Below are 22668 nucleotides of genomic sequence, written 5' to 3'. Positions count from 1 at the left end.
CGCGTTGCTGGTGTGCCAGGATCTACCCACCGCGAGGCACGACGCAGTGTCCCGGCGGACCGCTCTCCCGGCACCACCAGATAGACCCGAAGGAGCTCCGCACGTGAAGAACAGGCCACTCCCGAACGACCCGATGATCCGCCAGCTGGTGCAATCCGCTCGTGCCTCGCAGCTCACCCGCCGCGGCCTGCTCGCCGGTGCGACCGCCGGCGCCGCGGCACTCGCCCTTGCCGCCTGCTCGACCGGAGGCGCCTCCGGCAAGCCGACGCCCGCCAAGGACCAGTCGAGCACCGACAAGACCCTCACCTGGGCCAACTGGCAGGCGTACCTCGACCAGGACAAGGACGGCAACTACCCGACGCTGCAGGCGTTCCAGAAGCAGTCCGGCCTGAAGGTCAAGTACGACGTCGCCGTCGACGACAACAACACCTACTACGCGAAGGTCAAAGACCAGCTCGCGCTCGGCAAGGACATCGGCGCCGACACGGTCTGTCTCACCGACTGGATGATCGCACGCTGGATCCGACTCGGCTACGTGCAGTCGTTCGACCAGGCCGCCATCCCGAACAAGAAGAACCTCACTTCGAACCTGGTGAACGTCGACTTCGACCCGGGGCGGCAGAAGTCGCTCCCGTGGCAGAGCGGGTTCGCCGGCATCTGCTGGAACAAGGAGAAGCTGCCGAACGGTCTGAAGTCGATCGAGGACCTCTGGAAGCCCGACCTCAAGGGCAAGGTCGGAGTCCTCAGCGAGATGCGCGACACGATGGGGCTCCTCCTGCTGCAGCAGGGCGTCGACATCTCCAAGGAGTTCAGCGACGACGATTTCAACAAGGCGATCGACACGCTGACCAAGGAGGTCAACGACGGTCAGATCCGCAACATCAAGGGCAACTCGTACCTCAACGACTTGAAGTCGGGCGACACGCTCGCCGCGATCTGCTGGTCCGGCGACATCACCCAGTTGAACGCCGAGGCCGGCGACAACTGGCAGTTCGCCATCCCCGAGGCCGGCGGTACGCTCTGGAGCGACAACTTCGTCATCCCGATCGGCTCCCCGCGCAAGGCGAACGCCGAGAAGCTCATCGACTATTACTACGAGCCGGAGGTCGCGGCGGAGGTCGCCGCGTGGGTCAACTACATCACGCCGGTCCACGGGGCCAAGGACGCGGCCGTGAAGATCGACCCGCAACTGGCCGAGAACCAGCTGATCTTCCCCGACGAGGAGACGCTCTCGAAGGTGCACGTCTTCCGCACCCTCACGCCGGCGCAGGAGCAGAAGTACCAGGCGGCGTTCCAGAAAGTGATCCTGGGGGCCTGATGGCGAAGGGAGTCTTCGCCGAGTCCGGGGCGGACCTGCAGCTGGTCGGCATCCGCAAACGGTTCCCGGGATTCACGGCCATCGAGAACCTGGACCTGACCATCCCCGCCGGCTCGTTCTTCGCGTTGCTCGGCCCGAGCGGCTGCGGCAAGACCACGACGCTGCGGCTGGTGGCAGGCCTCGAGGAGCCCACGGAGGGCCGCATCCTGATCGGCGGCCAGGACGTCACCCGGACCAAGCCCTTCCAGCGACCGGTGAACACGGTGTTCCAGAGCTACGCGCTCTTCCCGCACATGACGATCCTCGAGAACGTCGCGTTCGGTCTGCGGCGCCGCAAGATCGGCGACCCGGTTGCGAAGGCACACGAGGCCCTGCGGCTGGTCGAGCTCGACCACCTGGCCGCTCGGCGGCCCGCGCAGCTCTCGGGCGGCCAGCAGCAGCGCGTGGCCCTGGCGCGCGCCGTCGTGAACCGCCCGGCTCTGCTCTTGCTCGACGAGCCGCTCGGCGCACTCGACCTCAAGCTCCGCCGGCAGATGCAGCTCGAGCTGAAGTCCATCCAGACCGAGGTCGGCCTCACGTTCGTGCACGTGACGCACGACCAGGAGGAGGCCATGACGATGGCCGACACGGTCGCGGTCATGAACAAGGGCCGCATTGAGCAGATGGGTGCGCCCGAACTGCTCTACGAGCTGCCGTCGACCGTATTCGTGGCGAACTTCCTCGGCCAGTCGAACCTTTTCGTCGGGCCGGTGCTCGACGGTGCGGGCGACACGCTCGGCGTCGAGGTCGCCGGCCGGCGCATCCAGGTGCCGCGCTCGCGCGCGCAGCGCACGTCCGGAACGGTCACGGTCGGGGTCCGTCCCGAGAAGCTCACGCTGCACGCGGGGGAGGCCACCATCCCGTCGGGTGCGAACCGCCTCGGTCCCGGCCGAGTCATCGACGTGTCGTTCAGCGGTGTGAGCACGCAGTACCTGGTCGACGTCGCCGGCCTCGGCACGGTGGTCGTGTTCGCCCAGAACCTGGCGAGCGGGCCAGCAGCCGGCTTCGGCGACGAGGTCTGGGTGTCGTGGGAGGCCTCCCACACCTTCGTGCTCGCCGACGAGCCCCCGGCCGACGGGCGTTTCGCCGACGACACCGACACCCAGGCGGTGGCGGCCCAGGCGAAGGAGCGACTGCTCTCCGAGCTGGAGGAGGCGTAGATGGCGATCGCCGCCTTCACCGGGCCTCCCGCGACGAGGGATCAGGAACCCGCCGTACGCCGCAAGTCCGGGATCGCGCTGGTCCTGCTGCTCCCCGGCGTGCTCTACCTGGTGCTGTTCTTCCTGACCCCGCTGGTATCGCTCATCATCACGTCGTTCCAGGCGCCGGTGCCCGAGGGCGACATCGGTCAGTACCAGGCCGCGTTCCAGTGGCAGAACTACACCGACTCGATCTCCGAGTACTGGCCCCAGATCCTGCGCTCGTTCGGCTACGCGCTGATCGCCACCGCGGCGGCGCTCGTGATCAGTTATCCGCTGGCGTATTTCATCGGTGTGAAGATGCGGGCCCGTCCCGTGCTGCAGAACCTGCTGATGACGCTGGTCATCGCGCCGTTTTTCATCAGCTTCCTGCTGCGCACGCTCGCCTGGAAGTCCATCCTGAGCGACGACGCGTGGGTCGCGAGCTCGCTCAAGGCGCTCAGTATCCTCCCGCCGGACGCCCACATCACCGGTACGCCGTTCTCGGTCATCTTCGGTCTGACGTACAACTTCATCCCGTTCATGACCCTGCCGCTGTACTCCACGCTGGAGCGGCTGGACACCCGGCTGCTGGAGGCCGGTCAGGACCTCTACGCGAGCAACTGGACGACTTTCCGCAAGGTGACCATCCCGCTCTCGATGCCCGGCATCGTGTCGGGGACGCTGCTCACCTTCATCCCGGCGGCGGGCGACTACATCAACGCGTCGCAGGACTTCCTCGGTGCCGCCGACACGTCGATGATGGGCAACGTCATCGAGAGCAACTTCCTGGTGTTGCAGAACTATCCGACGGCGGCCAGCATGTCGGTGATCCTGATGGCGGTCATCCTGGTCATCGTCGGCCTCTATGTGCGGCGGAGCGGGACGGAGGACCTGCTGTGACGACCACCGAACCCCGTGCACGGTTCCGCTTCCGCGGACTGGGACTGGGCGTCTACGCTTTCCTGGCCCTGGCCTTCCTGCTGATCCCGATCGTCTACACGTTCGTGTTCTCGTTCAACGACGCGATCAAGAACAACATCGCCTGGCGCGGGTTCACGCTGCGCAATTGGACGAACGTGTGCGACGCGGCCGGCATCTGCGACGCCTTCGCGGCCAGCATCATCATCGGCATCGTCTCGACCGTGATCGCGACGATCCTCGGGACGATGATCGCCATCGCCCTGATGCGCTACCGCTTCCGGTTCCGCTCGCAGACCAGCCTGCTGCTGTTCCTGCCGATGGCCAGCCCGGAGGTCGTGCTCGGCGCCGGACTCGCGGCGCAGTTCCTGAGCCTGGGCGTGAACAAGGGCTTCGGGACGATCATCGTCGCCCACGTCATGTTCTGCATCAGCTTCGTGGTGGTCACTGTGAAGGCGCGCGTCGCGTCGCTCGACCCTGCGCTGGAGGAGGCGGGGCGCGATCTCTACGGGTCGCCCAACGCGGTCTTCTGGCGGATCACGTTCCCGCTGCTGCTGCCGGGCATCCTGTCGGCCGCCCTGCTGTCGTTCTCGCTGAGCTTCGACGACTTCATCATCACGAACTTCAACGCCGGCGCGGTGACGACGTTCCCGATGTACATCTACATCGCGGCGTCGCGCGGCATCCCTGCGCAGGCGAACGTGATCGCGTCCGCCGTGTTCATCCTGACCATCCTCGTGGTCCTGATCGCCCAGCTCACCGCAGCCGCCCGCGCCCGACGCCTCGCCCGCTCTACTCAGTAGCGAACCCGAGGGGCACGTCGTTGTCGCTTTTCGCGCGCGAAAGCGACAACGACGTGCCCTTCGACGTGGGTCAGCGGGTGTAGGAGGCGCGGATGGCGCCGACGGGCGCGCCGCGGCCGAGGACGGCCAGGTCGAGTTTCGGTGCGACCCGCTCGATGGCGGCGCGCTCGAGCGCTCCCGCGTCCGCCAGCAGCGACAGTGCGACGATGGTGGCGGCCCGCAGGCTGCCGTCGAGGATCTTGAGCGCGACGGTGGTGCCGTCGGGCGCCGCCATGACCATGACGCCTTCCGCGCCCAGCTTGGCGAAGATCCCCAGCTCGTCGATCACGACGGTGTTGGCTCGCCCCGGCCCGTCGATCGCCCAGCCGTCGGCGAGCACGGCGGACCGCAGCTGGGCGGCGTTGCGGAACAACGCGAAGGGTGAACCGTCGGAGGCCGTTCCGATCCGCTGGATGCCCCGCGCGAGCGCGAGGAGCGACATGGCGTGCACGGGGGCCCCGCAGCCGTCCACTCCGGTGGCCACGACCTTCTCGCCGGTCAGGCGCTCCGTCGTGTCGCGGATGTGTTGCTGCAGCGGGTGCTGCGGGTCGAGATAGTTTTCGAACGGCCAGTTGTTGACCCGGCAGGCGAGCAGCATCGCGGCGTGCTTGCCGGAGCAGTTCATGAACACCGGGCTGCGCTGGGCGCCATCGCGGATCGCCGCTTCGCGCGCGGACGTGTCGAGAGGCCAGTCGGCGGGGCAGAGGAGGGCGTCCTCCGTCAACTGGGCCTGCGCGAGCAGACCGCGGACCACCGAGATGTGCGCGGGGGTCCCGGCGTGGCTGGCGGTCGCCAGGACCGCGGCCGCGCCCTCCAGGTGCACCCCGGCGCCCATGACGGCGACCGCCTGGAAGGGTTTGAGCGACGAGCGCGGGAACACCGGCTTCTCCGGAGCGCCGAGCGAGATCGCCACCGCGCCGTCGGGGCCGAGCACGACGGCCGAGCCGGCATGCCGCGACTCCACGAACCCGCTTCGCTCGACGACCGCGAGCTCGACCGCCTCGGCTGTGCCGAAGACCTCCGGAGTCACAGCGCGGCGAAGGCGTCGTCGAGAACCGAGACGGCGTCGGCGATGAGGGCGTCCGACACAGCGAGGCTCGGCAAGAACCGCAGCACGTTGCCCCAGGTGCCCGCGTTGAGGAACAGGATGCCGCGCTGGGCTGCGTAGGCGATGATCGCGTTCACGGCGTCCGGGTTGGGGGCCTTAGTGGTCTGCGCCGTGCCGGGCTGCACCAGCTCGACGGCGACCATCGCCCCGATGCCGCGCACGTCGCCGATGATGTCGTACTTCTGCTGCAGCTTCTCGAGGGCCGGCTTGAGCGCGTTCTCGATCCGCGCGCCGTGGGCGAGGAGGTCGCCCTTCTCGATCTGCTCGAAGACCGCGACGGCCGCGGCGGCGGCGACCGGGTTGCCCCCGAACGTGCCGCCCAGTCCGCCGGGCTGCGCGGAGTCCATGATCTCGGCCCGGCCCGTGACCGCGGCGAGGGGGAGGCCGCCCGCGATGCCCTTGGCGCTGAGCACCAGGTCGGGGACGAGACCGAAGTGCTCGCTCGCGAAGTAGGCGCCGGTCCGGGCCATGCCGCTCTGGATCTCGTCGGCGATGAACACGACGCCGTTCGCCGTGCACCACTCCTGCAGGGCGGTGAGGTATCCCTCTGCCGGCACCACGAAGCCGCCCTCGCCCTGGATGGGCTCGGCGACGAGGCAGGCCAGGTCGGAGGCGCCGACGACCTTCTCCAGGTACGCGATGGTGCGGGCGGCGGCCTCCTGGCCGCTGAGTCCGTCGCGGTAGGGGTAGGAGTTCGGCGCGTGGTAGACGTCGCCGGCGAACGGGCCGAAGCCGGTGGCGTACGGCATCGCCTTGTAGTTCATCGCCATGGTGAGGTTGGTGCGGCCGTGATACGCGTGGTCGAGCACGGCGACGGCGCGGCGGCCGGTGTGCTTGCGGGCGATCTTGACGCCGTTCTCGACGGCCTCGGCGCCCGAGTTGACCAGCACCGACTTCTTGGCGTGGTCGCCGGGCGTGCGCTCGGCGAGGAGCTCGGCGACGCGCACGTACTCCTCGTACGGCGTGATCGTGAAGAGCGTGTGGATGACGTCCTGCAGCTGGTCGGCCGCGGCGGCGACGACGGCGGTCTCGGTGTGGCCGACCGTCGTGACGCCGATGCCCGCACCGAAGTCGACGAACTGGTTGCCGTCGACGTCGACCAGGATGGCGCCGTTGGCGCGCGCGATGTACACGGGGAGCGCAGACGACACGCCGGTCGGGACGACGGCGAGGCGTCGCTGGTGCAGCTCCTGAGACTTGGGGCCGGGGACGGCGGTGACGATACGGCGTTCTTGCTCCACGGTGAACGTGGGCGTGCTCAGGGTGTCAGTCATGATGCTGGCCAGTTTAGCCGGGGTGCGAGAATCGTCGCATGAAGCTTGAGCACCGCTACGAGATCGATGTGCAGTGGACCGGCAACCGTGGGGAGGGGACCAGCGGCTACAAGTCGTATGGGCGCGACCACACGGTGAGCGCCGAGGGCAAGCATTCCATCGAGGGTTCCGCCGACCGCGCCTTCTTCGGCGACACCGACCGGTGGAACCCGGAGGAGCTGCTGCTCGCGGCTCTCAGTCAGTGCCACATGCTCAGCTACCTGGCGGAGGCCGCCAGGGCCGGCGTGGTCGTGGTGGGCTACACCGACCACGCCAGCGGTGTGATGGAGCAGACCAACGACGGCGGCGGCCACTTCACCAGCGCCGTCCTCCGCCCGAAGGTCACCATCGCCGACCCTGCGCAGGCGGAACTCGCCGCATCGCTGCACGCGCCGGCCGCGGCCAAGTGCTTCATCGCGGCGAGCGTCAACTTCCCGGTCGGTCACGAGCCGGAGCTCCTGACGCTCGCCTGAGTGCGGTCGGCCGCGGGTCGCCTGGCGCTCAGACCGCGCGTCTGCGCAGGCGCGGCGCCTCGGACGGCGCCTGGACCGGTTCGGCCGCCGCCCAGCGGTGGATGGCAGCGACCCAGCGTTCGTCGCGGCTGAGCGGAGCGGGCTGTTCGATTCCAGAGTCGTGTTGCGCCCGGAGCATGGCGTCCTCCTGCCGCCGACGGAACAGGGCGTCCTGCGAGATGGACCAGAAGACGAGCGGATGCATGATAACCACCTATCAGCGTTGAGTGGTTATAGCGTACCGTAACCCGCTATTGCGTTACAATGGTTACATGCGTACGAATAGGCCTGATCTCGGCGCCGACTACCTGGTCGCGTTTCTCAACACGCTCGACGTGGAGGAGCAGACGGACGCGCTCGACGACGCGTCCGGTTTCGCCGCCTGGGCGCGGGAGCACGGCGTCGAGGCGGGGGAGCCGGCCGAGGCCCGGCGGGTGCGTGACGCGCTGCGTCAGGTCGTCGACGGCGAGCAGGCGGAGCTGCCCGACGTGCGACTGGCGACCGCGTGCGACGAGGGGACGGTCGAGCTGAGTGCGCGCACGGCTGCGGAGGCCGCGGTGGCCAGCTCGGTGGTGCTCAGCATCCAGGGCAAGCTCGCGCGAGTGAAGCTCTGCGGAGGCGACGACTGCCGCTGGGCGTTCTACGACAGCTCGCGGAACGGCTCGCGACAGTGGTGCTCGATGGAGGTGTGCGGCAATCGCCAGAAGGCCCGCACCTATCGCTCGCGCCGCGAGGAGCACGCCGGAACGGCGTCTGCCGCCGAGGTCTAGAGGCGCTCGGGCCGCAGAGCCCGCTTGACCCGCTCGACGGTGTTGGCCGGCGGCGACTCGTTGTAGGTGCCGGCCAGCTCCTGCCCGGTGAGGGCGTGGATGGCGGCCATGATCTCGTCGGTCGCCTGGCGGCGGGCGCGGCCGGAGTCGGCCGATCCGTAGTGTGCGACGTCGATGGGCTCGCCGAAGGCGATCGTGATCGGGCGCACGCGGGGGAACTTCGCTCCGACCGGCTGCACCTCGGCCGTCCCGATCAGACCGACCGGCACCACTTTGGCACCCGTGGTGAGCGCCAGCCAGCCGATCCCCGTCCTGCCCTTGTATAGACGGCCGTCGAGAGAGCGGGTCCCTTCGGGATAGACGGCGAACGCTGCGCCGGTGTCGATGATGCGGCGGGACTGCTCGAGAGCCTCCTGAGCCGCCTGTCCTGCTCCGCGCTTGACGCCGACGGCGCCGATCGCGGTGAAGAAGGAGCGGGAGATCGCACCCTTCAGGCCCGTGCCTTCGAAGTAGTGCGACTTGGCGAGGAACTGCACGCGGCGCGGCGCCGTCATCGGGATGACGAGGGAGTCGATGAACGACAGGTGGTTGCTGGCGAGGATGATCTTGCCGTGCTTGGGGACGTTGCGAGTCCCGATGACCTTGGGTCGGTAGACGAGCCGGAGCAGCGGAGCGACGATGTGCCGGCCTACGAAATACGTGAGGCCGGGGCGCGGGACGACGTCGTCGTCGGTCGGCTGCCCATCGTCGGGAGTGCGCTGGTTCACAGAACGAGATTAGTTCCGGTCGTATGCCTCGGCCGGCATGTGTCGGTCAGACCTGGAAGGGGCGGATCGGCGGGCAGCCGTGGCCTCCGGTGTAGACGAGGCAGGGCAGCTGGAAGCCGGGATAGCGCACCGCGCGCGGGTCGCCGAACCACTGGTCGTAGAGGCGCGAGAAGTTGAGGTTGCCGTAGGCGGAGCAGGCTCCCGCCGGGCCCGTCGGGTGCGCAAGGGTCTGCTCGTCGGGCTGATACGGCGTGTAGTTGTAGAGGTTCGCGGTCGCCTGATTGACGATCGCGACCCGGCTCGACCCGCACGCGGCATCGGGGTGGTACTGGATGGCGTTCGAGCCGATCCGGTAGCGCCAGTCGCCGGGGTGTGCGGTGTACTCGCGGAACTGCCAGGCCGCGCGGTACACCTGGTTGAAGAACCCGAAGTAGCGCGCGTCGCAGGCCGCGGTGTCCGGGCACGCGTATCCGGTCGCCTTCTGGTAGCCGCCGGCGCTGGGCGAGGTCAGCAGCGACTGCTCCTTCTGCAGCAGCACGAGCAGGACGCGCGGGCTGATGGTGCAGGCCTCCGCGATGCGCGCGATGATGCTGCTCGCCCGCTCGTTCGTGCGGGCGGGGATCGCCGCGCAGCGTTCGGCGGACGCCGGCGTTCGCGGTACGTCCATGCGGAAGTCGGCGAGACACGGCGAGCCGTCCTTGGGCGTGCAGTCGCGCCCCTCGAGGAACCGCTGCACCTGCGCCGCGGTCATCGCGTACGGGTTGTAGAAGCTGTCGTCGCTGATGATGTCGCCGGCGTCGAAGCCGGCGGCGGTCTTCGCGGTGCCCATCACCGCGGTGCCGATCGCCGTGACGCTCGGAAGGCGTGCGCTCGACGGCTCGACGGCGCCGGCGGCCTGCACTCCGAGCGCCGGGAGCACGGCCAGTGTCGCCGCGGCCGCAAGGACCGCGGCGACGATGCGTCGGCGTGCCTGGTGCATTCTGCGCCGGTCAGCCGAGGCGGCCGAGCGCCTCTTCGATCACGGTCGCCGCGTCGTCGATCAGCTCCTCGCTGATCACGACGGACGGCAGGAGGCGGAGGACGCTGTCCCAGCTTCCGGCGTCGAGCGGGATGACGCCGTTGGCCGTGGCGTGCGCGAGGACGGCCTTCAGCGCCTCCGGGTTCGGCTTCTTCGTACCGGGGACGACGAGCTCGATGCCGAACATCGCGCCGACGCCGCGCACCTCGCCGACGACCGGGAACCGTTCGGCCCAGTCGCCGATGCGCGCCCACAGGGCCTTCTCGACGCGGCGGGCCTCCGCGAGCAGGTCCTCCTGCTCGAAGGCCTCGAACACGGCCAGCGCCGCGGCCGTCGACACCGGGTTGCCGCCGAAGGTGCCGCCGATGCCGCCGGGCTGCACGGCGTCCATGATCTCGGCGCGGCCGGTCACGGCGGCGAGCGGGAAACCGCCGGCGATGCCCTTCGCGCTGGTCACCAGATCGGGGACGACGCCGTGGTGCTCGATCGAGTACCACGTTCCCGTACGGCCGATGCCGGCCTGGATCTCGTCCGCCACGAACACGATGCCGTTCTCGGTGCAGAACTCCGAGAGCCGTCGGAAGTAGCCGGGAGCCGGGATGATGATGCCGCCGTCGCCCTGCACCGGCTCCACGAACAGCGCCGCGAGCTCGGTGGCGCCGATGTGGGTGGTGATGTAGTCGATCGTCCGCTCGGCGGCTTCCTCACCGGTCATCCCCTCCGGATCGCGGAAGGGGTAGCTGATCGGGAGGCTGTAGATCTCGCCGGGGAAGGGTCCCATGCCTGCGCGCTCCGGCCAGGGACGGTAGGTCATCGCCATGGTCAGGTTCGTGCGGCCGTGGAACGCGTGGTCGAGGGTCGCGATCGCACGCCGGCCCGTGTGCTTGCGCGCGATCTTCACCGCGTTCTCGACGGCCTCCGCGCCCGAGTTGACCAGGATGCTGCGCTTCTCGAAGTCGCCGGGGGTGATCTCGGCGAGCTTCTCGGCGACGCGCACGTAGTTCTCGTACGGCGTCACGGTGAAGAGCGTGTGGGTGAGCTTGGCGGCCTGCTCGGCGGCGGCCGCCGCGACGCCGGGGTGCGCGTGGCCGATGGTCGTGACGCCGATGCCGCAACCCAGGTCGATGAGACGGTTGCCGTCGACGTCGACCAGGATGGCGCCGGAACCGGACTCCATGTAGATGTTCGCCAGGGTGCCGGCGCCTCGGCTGACCGAGGCGACTCTGCGCTGCTGCAGCTCGACCGACCGCGGGCCGGGCAGCTCGGTGACGAGGTGGCGGGACTGGGGAACGGAGAAGTCACGGGTCATGACCTCCATCGTATGGGCGCTTCCCGGGCGTCCGTTCAGCGGGAACCTAGGTGGATGCGGCAGACTGGCTGATCGTGCGCAGATCCCTCTCCGTCCTCACAGCAGCCCTCGTCGTCGCCGGCCTCGCCGCGTGCAGTAGCTCCGGCAACGGCTCGACGCCGTCCCCGACGTCCACGTCGGCTTCGGTGGCGACCTGTCAGAACGTGAAATCGGGGGCATCCTCCGATTCCGTGAAAGTCTCCGGCGACTTCCTGAAGACTCCGACGGTGACCGTCCCCGCGCCGCTGAAGACCACCGACGTCGAGCGAACGGTCGCCATCAAGGGCGACGGCCCCGAAGTGAAGGCCGGTTCGAGCGCCGACATCGCGCTGGCCGCGTACAACGGAACGACCGGGGCGTCTCTGACCGAGGTCGGCTTCGACGGCTCCGCGACCCAGACCATCACCGTCGACGACAAGGCCTTCGTCCCGGGTCTCGTGCGGGCCGTGGAGTGCCTCCCTGTCGGGTCCCGCGTCGTACTGACGGCCCCCGTGAAGACCGCGTTCGGGAGCGCTGACATCTCGCAACTCAAACTGACGGACAAGGACACCGTGGTCTTCGTCGCGGACATCGCCGGCATCGCGCAGACCAAGGCGACCGGCACGGCCGTCGCACCGACGCCGGGCTTCCCGACGGTCAAGGACGACGCCAAGACCGGCGAGCCGACGATCACCATCCCGAAGGCCGACCCGCCGACGGAGACCAAGATCGCGGTGCTCAAGCAGGGCGACGGCGAGGTCGTGCAGTCGGGCGACACCGTGACCGTGCAGTACAAGGGCGTCCTGTGGCGCAACGGCAAGGTCTTCGACTCCAGCTGGGGGCGCGGCCAGGTCGTGTCGTTCCAGACCACCAAGGTGGTCAAGGGCTTCCAGATGGCGCTCGAAGGTCAGAAGGTCGGCTCGCAGGTCATCGCGATCGTCCCGCCGGCCGACGGCTACGGCAGCGCCGGATCCGGCGAGATCACGGCGACCGACACCATGGTGTTCGTGATCGACATCCTGAAGACGAACCGCTGATGTCCCCGCGCCGCGTCGTCATCCTCGGGTCCACCGGTTCGATCGGCACGCAGGCGCTCGACGTCGTCGCGGCGAACCCCGGCCGGTTCGAGGTCGTCGGCCTGACCGCCGGGCGCAATGCTGATCTCCTGGCCGAGCAGGCGGCGCGGTTCGGCGTGCGCGACACGGCGCTCGGCGCCGAGGACTCGGTGCGGCTGATCCGCTCGGTGGAGGCCGACGTGGTGCTCAACGGCATCACCGGCTCCGTGGGCCTCGGCCCGACCCTGGCGGCGCTGGAGACCGGCGCCATGCTCGCCCTGGCGAACAAGGAGTCGCTGATCGTCGGGGGAGCGCTGGTCAAGCAGGCGGCCGCGCCCGGCCAGCTCGTGCCTGTCGACTCCGAGCACTCGGCGCTGGCGCAGGCGCTGCGTTCGGGCTCCGCGGCGGAGGTGCGCAGGCTGGTCCTGACCGCGTCGGGCGGTCCGTTCCGGGGGAGGTCACGGGACTCGCTGCGCGACGTGACTCCAGCCGAGGCGCTGGCGCACCCGACCTGGGACATGGGGCTCGTCGTCACGACCAATTCCGCGACGCTCGTGAACAAGGGCCTTGAGGTCATCGAGGCCCACCTGCTGTTCGACGTGCCGTACGACCGCATCGACGTCACGGTGCATCCGCAGTCCGTCGTCCACTCGATGGTGGAGTTCGTCGACGGCTCCACGATCGCCCAGGCGTCTCCGCCCGACATGCGCCTCCCGATCTCGCTCGGCCTCGGCTGGCCCGACCGCGTGCCGGGCGTCGGCGCGCCGATCGACTGGACACGCGCGCACAGCTGGACCTTCGAGCCGCTCGACGACGCGGCGTTCCCCGCTGTCGCACTCGCCAAACGCGTCGGCACGGCCGGCTCGACCTACCCGGCCGTCTTCAACGCCGCGAACGAGCAGGCGGTCGCGGCGTTCCACGCGGGAGCGATCGGCTACCTCGACATCGTCGACACGGTCGAGCGGGTCGTGGACGAGCACGAGCCGGTTGCCGAACTGACGTTGGAGTCGCTGGCGGAGGCGGAGCGCTGGGCGCGGGCGACGGCGGACGCGATCATCGCGGCATAGGATACTGCTCACCACCAGTATTTGTGTGTGTTCGTTCAGGGGGATCGTGGCGGGAATTCGTGCTTTCATCGCGGTCGCGGCAGCGACCATCGGTGTGCTGCTGCTGGCTGGATGCTCGGGGAAGCCCGACGCTCCAGTGCCCACGGCCACCGCATCGTCACCGGCGTCAACTCCCTCGCCATCGGCGTCGGCGGAGCCGCTCTCGACCGTCGATGCGATACTCGTCGGCGGCGACGGCCTGCACCTGCAGCACGGTGAAGAGACGGTGGCCCTGCTCGACTACCGCGCAGACGCCGCGAAGACAATCGCGTCCCTGACGGCGGTGCTCGGCGCTCCGACGTCCACCTCCGAGGCGAAGGGGACGAACCACACCGTCCCGGCAACGCTGACCGAGTTCGGCGGACTGCGCATCATCGACCACCATTACGGGGCGCCGGTCACCTACGACTACCTCGTCACGCCGGCGTGGAGTGTGGTGCTCTCGGCCCCTGCAGTCGGCGAGGTCGCCCTGGGCACGACCGTCGGCGTGGCGGTGGGTGAGCCGTACGAGAACGCAAAGCCCCTCGTCGGATCGGGACACTCCTCGTTCATCATGCCCGACGGCAGTCAGGAGAGCTGGATCCTGGTGGAACTGTCGCCCGGTTCCCCCGAGATCGAAGGGGGATCGGTCGGCGTGCTCGTGGCCGCCCGCCCGTGGCCGGGGCCGATCAGCTGGATCTCCGCACCAGCCATGTTGGGCGGCGCATAGCCCGCATCCGGCTCGCTCCAAGCGATCGCCGCTAGCCTGTGCTCGTGGATTCCGTGCTGCTGTTCATCCTCGGCGTCGTCATCATGCTGATCGGCGTCGCCGTGTCGATCGCGCTGCACGAGATCGGCCACCTGGTGCCCGCGAAGCTGTTCGGCGTCAAGGTCACCCAGTACATGATCGGGTTCGGCCGGACGCTGTTCTCGGTCAAGAAGGGTGAGACCGAGTACGGAATCAAGGCGATCCCGCTCGGCGGCTACATCTCGATGATCGGGATGTTCCCGCCCGGCAAGGAGGGCGGCGGCGGCCGTAACGCGACGACCGGTTTCATGCAGGCGATGGTGCAGGATGCGCGCACGTCGAGCGCCGAGACCGTCATGGTCGGCGAGGAGGACCGCACGTTCTACCGCCTGGCGGTCTGGAAGCGCATCATCATCATGTTCGGCGGCCCGTTCATGAACCTGGTGATCGCGACGGTGCTGTTCGGGGTGATCCTGGTGGGCTTCGGCGCGCCGCAGAACTCGACCACCGTCGGCGCGGTGAACCAGTGCGTCCAGCCGGCGACGAGCACCTCGAAGACCTGCGAGCCGAACGCTCCGCAGGGTCCGGCGGCCGCGGCGGGGCTGAAGCCCGGCGACACCATCGTGAGCATCGGCGGCACGACGATCACGTCGTGGGCGCAGTCCACCGCGATCATCCGCGAGTCGGCGGACCGCCCGTTGACCGTCGTGCTCCGCCGCGACGGCCAGGAGCGCACCGTCGTCCTCACTCCTACGACGAACACCGTCGCGAAGACGGATTCGAGCGGCAAAGTGGTCAAAGCCGCGGACGGCAGCACGCAGACGCTGACCGTGGGGTTCGTCGGCATCAGCCCGATGCCGGAGCTCGTGCCGCAGCCGATCACAGCGGTGCTGCCGGCGGTCGGCGCGCAGACCGGCGCCGTCGTCGGCGTGGTCGTCCATCTCCCGCAGCGCATGGTCGACGTGTGGAACGCGGCGTTCGGCTCCGCCCCGCGCGACCCGAACGGGCCGCTCAGCCTGGTCGGGGTCGGTCGCGCGGCGGGTGAGCTGACCGCGCTCGACGGTGTGCCGGTGATCGACAAGGTGTACACGATGCTGGGCATCCTCGCGTCGTTGAACATCGCGCTGTTCGTCTTCAACCTCATCCCGCTGCTGCCGCTCGACGGCGGGCACATCGCCGGCGCGCTGTGGGAGGGCTTCCGCCGCACGATGGCCAAGCTGTTCAAGCGACGCGACCCGGGACCCGTCGACATGGCCAAGCTCATGCCGCTGACCATGGCCGTGGTCGTCGTCCTGGGCGGGATGAGCCTCCTGCTGATGTACGCCGACATCGTGAAGCCGGTCAACCTCTTCGGTTGAGCCGGCTCCCCGCGCGCGCCCAGCCACCTCCCACCCGCACGCGTAGGATTATCGGGTGGCAGCAATCAACCTGGGGATGCCCAAGGTCCCCGAGACCCTCGCACCCCGTCGCAAGTCCCGTCAGATCCGTGTCGGAAAGGTCCTGGTCGGCGGTGACGCCCCGGTCAGCGTGCAGTCGATGACCACGACGCCGACGACGAACATCAACGCGACCCTCCAGCAGATCGCCGAACTCACGGCCTCCGGGTGCGACATCGTGCGTGTCGCCGTGCCGAGCCGTGACGACGCCGAGGCGCTGCCGATCATCGCCAAGAAGAGCCAGATCCCGGTGATCGCCGACATCCACTTCCAGCCGAACTACGTGTACGCGGCCATCGACGCCGGCTGCGCGGCCGTGCGCGTCAACCCGGGCAACATCCGCAAGTTCGACGATCAGGTCGGCAAGATCGCGGCCTACGCGAAGGCCGCGGGTGTGTCCCTGCGCATCGGCGTCAACGCCGGCTCCCTCGAGCCGAGCCTGCTGCAGAAGTACGGCAAGCCGACGGCCGAGGCACTCGTCGAGAGCGCCGTCTGGGAGGCCAGCCTCTTCGAGGAGCACGACTTCCACGACTTCAAGATCTCGGTCAAGCACAATGATCCGATCGTCATGGTCAAGGCCTACCGTCAGCTCGCCGAGCGCGGCGACTGGCCCCTCCACCTCGGCGTGACGGAGGCCGGTCCCGCCTTCCAGGGCACCATCAAGTCCGCGACCGCGTTCGGCATCCTGCTGGCAGAGGGGATCGGCGACACGATCCGCGTCTCGCTGTCGGCGCCGCCGGCCGAAGAGGTCAAGGTGGGCCTCCAGATCCTGCAGTCGCTCAACCTTCGCGAGCGCAAGCTCGAGATCGTGTCGTGCCCCAGCTGCGGGCGTGCGCAGGTCGACGTCTACACGCTCGCCGACAGCGTGACCGAAGGCCTGCAGGGCATGAGCGTCCCGCTGCGCGTCGCGGTCATGGGCTGCGTCGTCAACGGACCGGGGGAGGCGCGCGAGGCCGACCTCGGCGTCGCCAGCGGCAACGGCAAAGGCCAGATCTTCGTCAAGGGCGAGGTCATCAAGACCGTGCCGGAAGCCGAGATCGTACAGACCCTGATCGACGAGGCCAACCGCATCGCCGCCGAGATGGAGGCCGCCCAGGTCGCCTCGGGCGAGCCGATCGTCACCGTCGGCCACTAGCCGCCGGCCGCCCCGCGGCCGAGCCCACCTCCATCGCACCACTAACATGGAACGGTGCCTACTCGCCTGACGAACTACTTCCTCCGCACCCTCCGTGAAGACCCCTCCGACGCGGAGGTGACCAGCCACAAGCTCCTCGTGCGCGCGGGCTACATCCGCCGCCAGGCGCCGGGCATCTTCGCGTGGTTGCCGCTGGGGTTGCGGGTCAAGGGCAAGATCGAGCAGATCATCCGTGAGGAGATGACGGCGGCGGGCGCGCACGAGGTGCACTTCCCCGCACTGCTTCCGCGCGAGCCCTACGAAGCCACGGGACGCTGGGAGGAGTACGGCGACGGCATCTTCCGCCTCAAGGACCGCAAAGACGCCGACTACCTGCTCGCGCCCACCCACGAAGAGGTCTTCACGCTGCTGGTGAAGGACCTCTACTCGTCGTACAAAGACCTGCCCCTGTCGATCTACCAGATCCAGGACAAGTACCGCGACGAAGCGCGTCCGCGCGCCGGGCTGCTCCGCGGCCGCGAGTTCACGATGAAGGACGCCTACTCGTTCGACTACACCGACGAGGGGCTCGACGCCAGCTACACGGCTCAGCGCGACGCGTACGAGCGGATCTTCACGCGGCTCGGACTCGACTACGTGATCGTGCAGGCCGACGCCGGCGCGATGGGCGGCTCGCGCAGCGAGGAGTTCCTGCACCCCACTCCGGTCGGCGAGGACACCTTCGTGCGGTCGGCCGGAGGCTATGCGGCCAACGTGGAGGCGTTCACCACGACGCCGCCCGCGGCCCGCGGGTACGAGGGCCTCACGCCGCAGGAGGTGCTCGACACCCCGAACACCCCCACCATCCAGACGCTCGTCGATGTCGCCAACGAGAAGCACCCCCGGCCCGACGGTCGCGCCTGGACGGCAGCGGACACGCTCAAGAACGTGGTCCTGGCGCTCACGCACCTCGACGGTACGCGCGAGCTCGTCGTCGTCGGCCTGCCCGGCGACCGCGAGGTCGACCTGAAGCGCGCGGAGGTGGCGTTCGCGCCCGCAGAGGTGGATGCGGCGACCGAAGACGACTTCCGAAAGCACCCGGGCCTGGTCAAGGGCTACATCGGTCCGTGGTCGGCCGAAGGCCCCGTGCTCGGCGAGGAGGCCGCCACCGGCATCCGTTACGTCGTCGACCCGCGCGTGGTCGACGGCTCGGGCTGGATCACCGGCGCGAACGTCGACGGCAAGCACGTCTTCGGCCTGGTCGCCGGCCGCGACTTCGGCTGGGACGGCATCGTGGAGATCGCAGAGGTCAGGGCGGGCGACCCCGCTCCGGACGGCTCTGGGCCCGTCGAGCTCGCGCGCGGCATGGAGATCGGCCACGTCTTCCAGTTGGGTCGCAAGTACGCCGACGCGCTCGGCCTGAAGGTGCTGGACGAGAACGGCAAGCTCGTGACCGTGACGATGGGCTCCTACGGCATCGGGGTGACGCGCATCCTGGCGATCATCGCCGAGGAGAACAACGACGACAAGGGTCTGGTCTGGCCGGCCTCCGTGTCGCCGTTCGACGTCCACGTTGTCGCCGCGGGCCGCGACGCCGTCGCGTTCGAGGTGGCGGAGCAGGCGACAGCCGAGCTGGAGGCCGCCGGGCTCGACGTGCTGCTGGACGACCGCCCTAAGGTCTCTCCCGGCGTCAAGTTCGGCGATGCGGAGCTCATCGGCATCCCGCGCGTCCTGGTCGCCGGCCGCGGCGCCGCGGACGGCGAGGTCGAGCTGTGGGACCGCCGCACCGGCGAGCGGGCGACGCTCCCGCTCGCGGAGGCCATCGCGGCGCTGACCGCCTGACGACGCGGAGGCAACGACCTCTCACGCCGCCTGACCGTGCCGAATGCGCGGCTCAGGCGGCGTCGTCGTCTCCGGTGATCTCCGCGTGGATGCGGCGCAGGTCCTCCATCAGCGAGCCGATGAGCACCCAGTGCCGGGGATTCGGCGTGGTGATGACGAGGGGCGCGGTGAGCACGGGCAGCCCCGCCGTCTCGGTCGCCGGCTCCTCGACCGGCGCGTCGGGGTCCCGGGACAGAAGGCGGAGGTCGTGCGCCGAACGTTCCAGCTCGTCCGCGATGGCGGCGATCGTCGGCTCGTCGGCGAGGCTGTCGTCGTAGTGGTCGTGGAAGGCGCGGGTCATTCCGAGGGAACGGGTGATCAACGGCCGCAGGCGCGAGAAGAGTTCCTGGTCGTGCTCCAGCACGGCCCGGTGCCGGGACTGCCGTGGGTTGAGCGTGAGGCTCTCGTCGGCGGCCGTGAGCGCCGCCTCGGCCTTCTTCTCCATCGGGCGCAGCAGGCGCGCCTCGATCAGGAGGGCGTCCCGCTCGCCGGGGGTCGGCCGGCTGGTCAGCGCCGCCGCGAGCCGGTCGAGCGTCGCAGCGATCTCCGTGCCGAGCGTGAGGACGGACGTGCGGGCCGGTCCGGTGAGCACGGGAGGGACCACGAGGATGTTGATGATCACTCCGACGGCCGCGCCGAGCACGGTCTCGACGATGCGGGCGAGCGGGTACTCGAGATTCGCCGCGCCCAACGAGAGCACGAGCATGACGCTGATCGGGACCTGGTTGGCCGTGCCCGGGGTGAGCTTGAGCGCCCAGGCCAGGAAGAGCGACGCGACCAGGGTGAGGAGCACGATCCAGGTGTTGCTCCCGAAGGCCAGCCCGACGACGTAGGCGATGACCACGCCGAAGATCACGCCGATCGACCGCTCGATCGCGCGCCCGACCGACTGGTTGACGCTCGGCTGGACGACGAGCAGGGCGGCGATCGCCGCGAACACCGGGAGCTCGCCGGGGAAGAGCAGGGTGGCGATGCCCCAGGAGATGATCATCGCGGCAGCGGTCTTGGCCACCTGGAGGAACGGCACCCTTGAGGCGGCCCGGATGTTCGCGGGCAGCTGGATCTTGACCGGGAACTTCGGAGCCACGTGACCAGCGTAGCCCGCCGAAAGCTCCCGTCTCAGACGGCGAAACGGCGGTAGGCCTCCGCAGACCGCGCGGCGGCGCGCTCCTGCGACGCGGTCAGCGGTTCGAACGGCTGAAGATCGACGGTGCCGTCACCCGCGGGGCGGCGCCAGGTGCCGACGACGCGGCCGCGCGCGACGATCGTCGGCTGGAAGACGCCGTTGCCGCCCGGCACGATCCGCTCGAAGTGCTCGTCGTCGAGAACCGCGCGGCGGTCCTGGTAGCCCAGCAGGTACTCGTCGAACGCGGGCAGGAGCTCCACGGCGTCGCGCTCCCTGCGGCTCTGCGGGGTGGAGGCCGCGCGATCGGCGAGTTCGGCCGTCACGAGATACGAGACCCCGTCGACCTCCAGCGTGGTCACGGCGTCGCCCAACACGGCGAGCCCGGTCTTCGCGCCGGCCACCGTGCCCTTCGTCCACCAGACGAAGTCCTTGATCGTGGCCGGCCCGTGGCCCTGGAGGTAGCGCAGGAGGAACTCTCCCCAGGCTTCGTCGGGCTCGAGGTGACGCGTCGTGGGGGCCCACTCGTCGAGCAGTACGAGCGCCTGCTGCGTCCGCAGCGTCGGCCCCCAGCAGAGCACGCCGGTCTGAGCGAGGAAGTAGATCAGGTGGTAGCCGCGCTGACCGGCCGTCGCGATGCCGGCGTCCTCCCAGAGCTCCATGAGCTCGGCCCGGCCGATACTGCGGCCGCCGGACAGTGCGGCTACCACGAGGTCGCGGGCGCGGGCGAAGTCGCCGGACTCCAACTCCAGCTGCCGGTGGCGCGCGGTGAGACCCGCCAGCATGCGGGCGGTCGTGATGCCGAGCATCCAACGCAGGTCTTTCGGCGGCACGAAGTGGAGCGTTCCACGCATCGGCCACGAGCGGACGATCCGCCCCGCGTCGAGATCGGCGAGCACGTCGGCGCGTGTCGCTCCGGTCGTGCGCACGGCGAGCGCCCAGCAGCCGGCGGCGAAGTCCTGCGCCTGAACGGCGAGCAGCCGGCGGGCGACGTCGGCAGGGGCGGCCTCCCGTTCGCCGTCGATCGCCTGCGCGAGGCGGCGCATCCGGAGCAGATTGGCGCGAGACGTCATGGGGCCAGTCTGGTGCACGCCGCCGACAGTCGGCGCGGGAGGGCGGGGAGGTCCGTCCGGAACGCTGTCAGGGCAGGAGGTCGAGGTCGCGGAGCTGCTCGAGCAGCCCGGCGCCGTCAGGAGCGTAGACCCACGGCGCTCCCGAGATCTCGCTGTGCTTCTCGGCCTTCGACCGTCCGCCGGCGAGCACCGCTTCGCCGCTCGACAGCTGCCGGATGGCCACGGCGGCCACGTTTCCCGGATGGGCGGTCGTGAACTCGCCGTAGAGCGCCTCGTCGTGCTGGCCGTCGTCGCCGACCAGCAGCCAGCGCAGGCCAGGGAACTCGTCGGCCAGCCGGGCGAGGCTGGTGCGTTTGTGCTCGCGGCCGGAGCGGAAGAAGCGGTCGTGCGTCGGGCCCCAGTCGGTGAGCAGCAGCGGGCCGGCGGGGAACAGGTTGCGCGACAGGAAGCGGGTGAGCGTGGGGGCGACGTTCCAGGCGCCCGTCGAGAGGTAGATCACCGGGGCGCCGGGATGTGCCGCCGCCAGCCGCTCGAGGAGGACCGACATGCCGGGCGTCGGGACCCGGGCGTGCTCGTCGAGCACGAAGGTGTTCCACGCCGCGAGCAACGGCCGGGGGAGAGCGGTGACCATGACGGTGTCGTCCACGTCCGAGATGATCCCGAACGTGGCCTTGGGGTCCACGATGAAGACGGGCGCCTCGAAGACGCGCGCCGACGCGGGGACCGTCAGCGTGACGGTGTGCCAGCCGGGCGTCAGCTGAACCGGGATGACGGTGTCGATGACGCCTCCGCGGTCGGGCATCACCTCGTGGCGGTCGCCCTCCACCTCGATGACGACCGGCACATCGGCGACCGGCACGCTGATGAAGGAGCGCCAGCCGCGGATGGATTCCTCGCGCTTACGGTGCTTGCGTTCGGCGCGGCTGCCGGGACGGGGCTCCTTGGCCAGCACGACGCGACCGAGGATGCGGACCCACGACGGCGCGCCGTAGCCGGTGTAGGGGACGACGGTCTCCAGGAATCCGCGCTTGCGGGCACGGCGGGCGCGGAACTCGTGGAAGGCGTCCTCGACGCGCGCTGCGCGGTGCATGATGGGCTCGACGCTCGCGCTGCGCTTGGCTGGGGTGGAGGTCATAGAGGTACCAGTTTCTCATGGAGTGAACGTTCGCCCCGACGCAGCCCCCAGATCTGGGGGACAGATCTTCGGTGTGTCTGGAGCATTTCCCGAGCAAAGGTGAGGTTTCCCCGAATATGATCCGAGGTGAGCGACGGAAAGATCCCGCCGCCGGACTGGGGACCCGCACGCGTATCGTGGAACACAGAAAGAAGGAGTCACCCTCGTGCCCATCAACGACCTGGTCGCCGCACAGAACACTGTAGGAGCGCCGCTCGTGCGCACGGAGCCGATCCAGGAGCGCAGCGCCGCCCGGATCGACGCCCTGCTCGACGCAGCGGCGGAGGTGGTCGACGAGATCGGCTTCGACCGGCTGACCACGGCGATGGTCGCCGAACGCGCCGGTGCGTCCATCGGCACGGTCTACCGGTACTTCCCCGACCGCATCGTGCTCTTGCAGGCCCTCCGCGACCGCGCCCTCCTGCGCTACCGGCACTCGGTCGTCGAGGCCATCCGCACCGAGGGCGCCGAGCACTGGTGGAACGCCGTGGAGTGCGCGATCGACGCGTTCGTGGCGATGTTCCGCACGGAGCCGGGATTCCGCATCATCCGTTTCACCGACGCCGAGCGCTCGGGTCTCCCGGGAGAAGAGGAGGTCGAGCGCACCGCGTCGTTCGCCTCCCAATTCGCGGCGATCCTCTCGGAGGAGTTCGGCCTCCCGGCCGGAGAAGACCTGGCCTTCCGCCTCGAGATCGTCGTGGAGATCATGGACGGCCTCATCAACCGGGCGTTCCTCGACGACCCGATGGGCGACCCGCGCTACATCGACGAGGCGCGCATCGTGGCGCGCGAGTACCTGGAGCGGCGGTACGACCCGAAGGGCTGACGCTCTTCGAGTTCGCGCTCCTCGGGAATGTCGGTGGTAC

At 69.4% G+C, this 22668-nt stretch carries 22 protein-coding genes; 13 read left to right on the top strand and 9 right to left on the bottom strand.

All coding sequences use genetic code 11. From position 1 onward, the window contains the following. Positions 1–103 precede the first annotated feature (103 nt). Genes JNB50_RS06485 through JNB50_RS06470 form a run of 4 tightly spaced genes read left to right on the top strand, consistent with a single transcriptional unit; the run spans position 104 to position 4259 of the window. Positions 104–1318: a PotD/PotF family extracellular solute-binding protein gene (locus JNB50_RS06485; protein WP_208039308.1), complete on the top strand. Its 1215-nt coding sequence runs from the start codon at positions 104–106 to the stop codon at positions 1316–1318. Further along, the gene (locus JNB50_RS06480; protein WP_208039307.1) at positions 1318–2517 is read left to right on the top strand and encodes an ABC transporter ATP-binding protein; all 1200 of its coding nucleotides are present in this window, start codon (positions 1318–1320) and stop codon (positions 2515–2517) included. Before JNB50_RS06485 ends, JNB50_RS06480 begins: the two co-directional genes overlap by 1 nt. Beyond that, entirely contained in the window at positions 2518–3438 is a 921-nt protein-coding gene (locus JNB50_RS06475) for an ABC transporter permease (RefSeq protein ID WP_208039306.1), read from the top strand. Then, the gene (locus tag JNB50_RS06470; protein WP_307794623.1) at positions 3435–4259 is read left to right on the top strand and encodes an ABC transporter permease; all 825 of its coding nucleotides are present in this window, start codon (positions 3435–3437) and stop codon (positions 4257–4259) included. Before JNB50_RS06475 ends, JNB50_RS06470 begins: the two co-directional genes overlap by 4 nt. Before the next feature lie 70 nt (positions 4260–4329). Here the strand turns inward: JNB50_RS06470 and JNB50_RS06465 are convergent, their stop codons facing one another. Beyond that, positions 4330–5328: an asparaginase gene (locus tag JNB50_RS06465; protein WP_208039305.1), complete on the bottom strand. Its 999-nt coding sequence runs from the start codon at positions 5326–5328 to the stop codon at positions 4330–4332. Next, positions 5325–6680, bottom strand: coding sequence for a 4-aminobutyrate--2-oxoglutarate transaminase (gene gabT / locus JNB50_RS06460; protein WP_208039304.1), 1356 nt, complete (start codon positions 6678–6680; stop codon positions 5325–5327). Before gabT ends, JNB50_RS06465 begins: the two co-directional genes overlap by 4 nt. Before the next feature lie 38 nt (positions 6681–6718). Here gabT and JNB50_RS06455 point away from each other — a divergent pair, with 38 nt between their 5' ends. Continuing rightward, the gene (locus tag JNB50_RS06455) at positions 6719–7192 is read left to right on the top strand and encodes an OsmC family protein (protein WP_208039303.1); all 474 of its coding nucleotides are present in this window, start codon (positions 6719–6721) and stop codon (positions 7190–7192) included. Between the two features lie 28 nt (positions 7193–7220). Here the strand turns inward: JNB50_RS06455 and JNB50_RS06450 are convergent, their stop codons facing one another. Beyond that, positions 7221–7436, bottom strand: a complete 216-nt coding sequence (locus JNB50_RS06450) for a hypothetical protein (RefSeq protein WP_208039302.1) — start codon at positions 7434–7436, stop codon at positions 7221–7223. Between the two features lie 67 nt (positions 7437–7503). On the opposite strand from JNB50_RS06450, the gene JNB50_RS06445 reads away from it, so the two are divergent. Continuing rightward, positions 7504–8001: a CGNR zinc finger domain-containing protein gene (locus tag JNB50_RS06445; protein ID WP_208039301.1), complete on the top strand. Its 498-nt coding sequence runs from the start codon at positions 7504–7506 to the stop codon at positions 7999–8001. On the opposite strand, the gene JNB50_RS06440 is transcribed toward JNB50_RS06445, so the two are convergent. The 3 genes from JNB50_RS06440 to JNB50_RS06430 are packed head-to-tail and all read right to left on the bottom strand — an operon-like array spanning position 7998 to position 11104. Beyond that, positions 7998–8768 (bottom strand): 1-acyl-sn-glycerol-3-phosphate acyltransferase, encoded by a 771-nt coding sequence (locus JNB50_RS06440; protein ID WP_208039300.1) that lies wholly within the window; start codon positions 8766–8768, stop codon positions 7998–8000. The genes JNB50_RS06445 and JNB50_RS06440 overlap by 4 nt on opposite strands. Positions 8769–8814: 46 nt before the next feature. Next, on the bottom strand, positions 8815–9747 hold the full coding sequence (locus JNB50_RS06435; RefSeq protein WP_208039299.1) for a hypothetical protein: 933 nt from the start codon (positions 9745–9747) through the stop codon (positions 8815–8817). 10 nt (positions 9748–9757) lie between these two features. Next, positions 9758–11104: an aminotransferase class III-fold pyridoxal phosphate-dependent enzyme gene (locus JNB50_RS06430; RefSeq protein ID WP_208039298.1), complete on the bottom strand. Its 1347-nt coding sequence runs from the start codon at positions 11102–11104 to the stop codon at positions 9758–9760. Positions 11105–11145: 41 nt separating this feature from the next. Between JNB50_RS06430 and JNB50_RS06425 the strand changes: the two genes are divergently transcribed. Genes JNB50_RS06425 through JNB50_RS06400 form a run of 6 tightly spaced genes read left to right on the top strand, consistent with a single transcriptional unit; the run spans position 11146 to position 18393 of the window. Next, positions 11146–12150 carry an FKBP-type peptidyl-prolyl cis-trans isomerase gene (locus JNB50_RS06425; protein WP_307794622.1) on the top strand — a complete coding sequence of 335 codons (1005 nt, stop codon included), beginning with the start codon at positions 11146–11148 and terminating at the stop codon, positions 12148–12150. After that, positions 12150–13235 (top strand): 1-deoxy-D-xylulose-5-phosphate reductoisomerase, encoded by a 1086-nt coding sequence (gene dxr, locus JNB50_RS06420; protein WP_208039297.1) that lies wholly within the window; start codon positions 12150–12152, stop codon positions 13233–13235. Before JNB50_RS06425 ends, dxr begins: the two co-directional genes overlap by 1 nt. A 46-nt stretch (positions 13236–13281) precedes the next feature. Continuing rightward, a complete protein-coding gene (locus JNB50_RS06415; protein ID WP_208039296.1) occupies positions 13282–13983 on the top strand; it encodes a hypothetical protein in 702 nt (233 codons plus the stop codon). Between the two features lie 53 nt (positions 13984–14036). Further along, positions 14037–15359: an RIP metalloprotease gene (locus JNB50_RS06410; RefSeq protein ID WP_208039659.1), complete on the top strand. Its 1323-nt coding sequence runs from the start codon at positions 14037–14039 to the stop codon at positions 15357–15359. Positions 15360–15414: 55 nt separating this feature from the next. Next, positions 15415–16572: a flavodoxin-dependent (E)-4-hydroxy-3-methylbut-2-enyl-diphosphate synthase gene (gene ispG / locus JNB50_RS06405; RefSeq protein ID WP_208039295.1), complete on the top strand. Its 1158-nt coding sequence runs from the start codon at positions 15415–15417 to the stop codon at positions 16570–16572. A 54-nt stretch (positions 16573–16626) separates the two neighbouring features. Further along, the gene (locus JNB50_RS06400) at positions 16627–18393 is read left to right on the top strand and encodes a proline--tRNA ligase (protein ID WP_208039294.1); all 1767 of its coding nucleotides are present in this window, start codon (positions 16627–16629) and stop codon (positions 18391–18393) included. Positions 18394–18445: 52 nt separating this feature from the next. Here the strand turns inward: JNB50_RS06400 and JNB50_RS06395 are convergent, their stop codons facing one another. The 3 genes from JNB50_RS06395 to JNB50_RS06385 form a co-directional block, all read right to left on the bottom strand. Further along, complete coding sequence (locus JNB50_RS06395; RefSeq protein ID WP_307794621.1) at positions 18446–19519, bottom strand: FUSC family protein; 1074 nt, start codon at positions 19517–19519, stop codon at positions 18446–18448. Positions 19520–19551: 32 nt separating this feature from the next. Then, positions 19552–20628 (bottom strand): winged helix DNA-binding domain-containing protein, encoded by a 1077-nt coding sequence (locus JNB50_RS06390; protein ID WP_208039293.1) that lies wholly within the window; start codon positions 20626–20628, stop codon positions 19552–19554. 67 nt (positions 20629–20695) lie between these two features. Continuing rightward, positions 20696–21763, bottom strand: coding sequence for an App1 family protein (locus tag JNB50_RS06385; RefSeq protein ID WP_243768123.1), 1068 nt, complete (start codon positions 21761–21763; stop codon positions 20696–20698). Between the two features lie 205 nt (positions 21764–21968). On the opposite strand from JNB50_RS06385, the gene JNB50_RS06380 reads away from it, so the two are divergent. Then, the gene (locus JNB50_RS06380; RefSeq protein ID WP_208039292.1) at positions 21969–22628 is read left to right on the top strand and encodes a TetR/AcrR family transcriptional regulator; all 660 of its coding nucleotides are present in this window, start codon (positions 21969–21971) and stop codon (positions 22626–22628) included. The last annotated feature ends 40 nt before the right edge of the window (positions 22629–22668 follow it).

This window comes from Leifsonia sp. TF02-11, assembly GCF_017565305.1.
GTDB lineage: Bacteria > Actinomycetota > Actinomycetes > Actinomycetales > Microbacteriaceae > Leifsonia.
The sequence above is the reverse complement of the archived record's forward strand: the minus strand, read 5'-3'. Positions and strand labels throughout refer to the sequence as shown.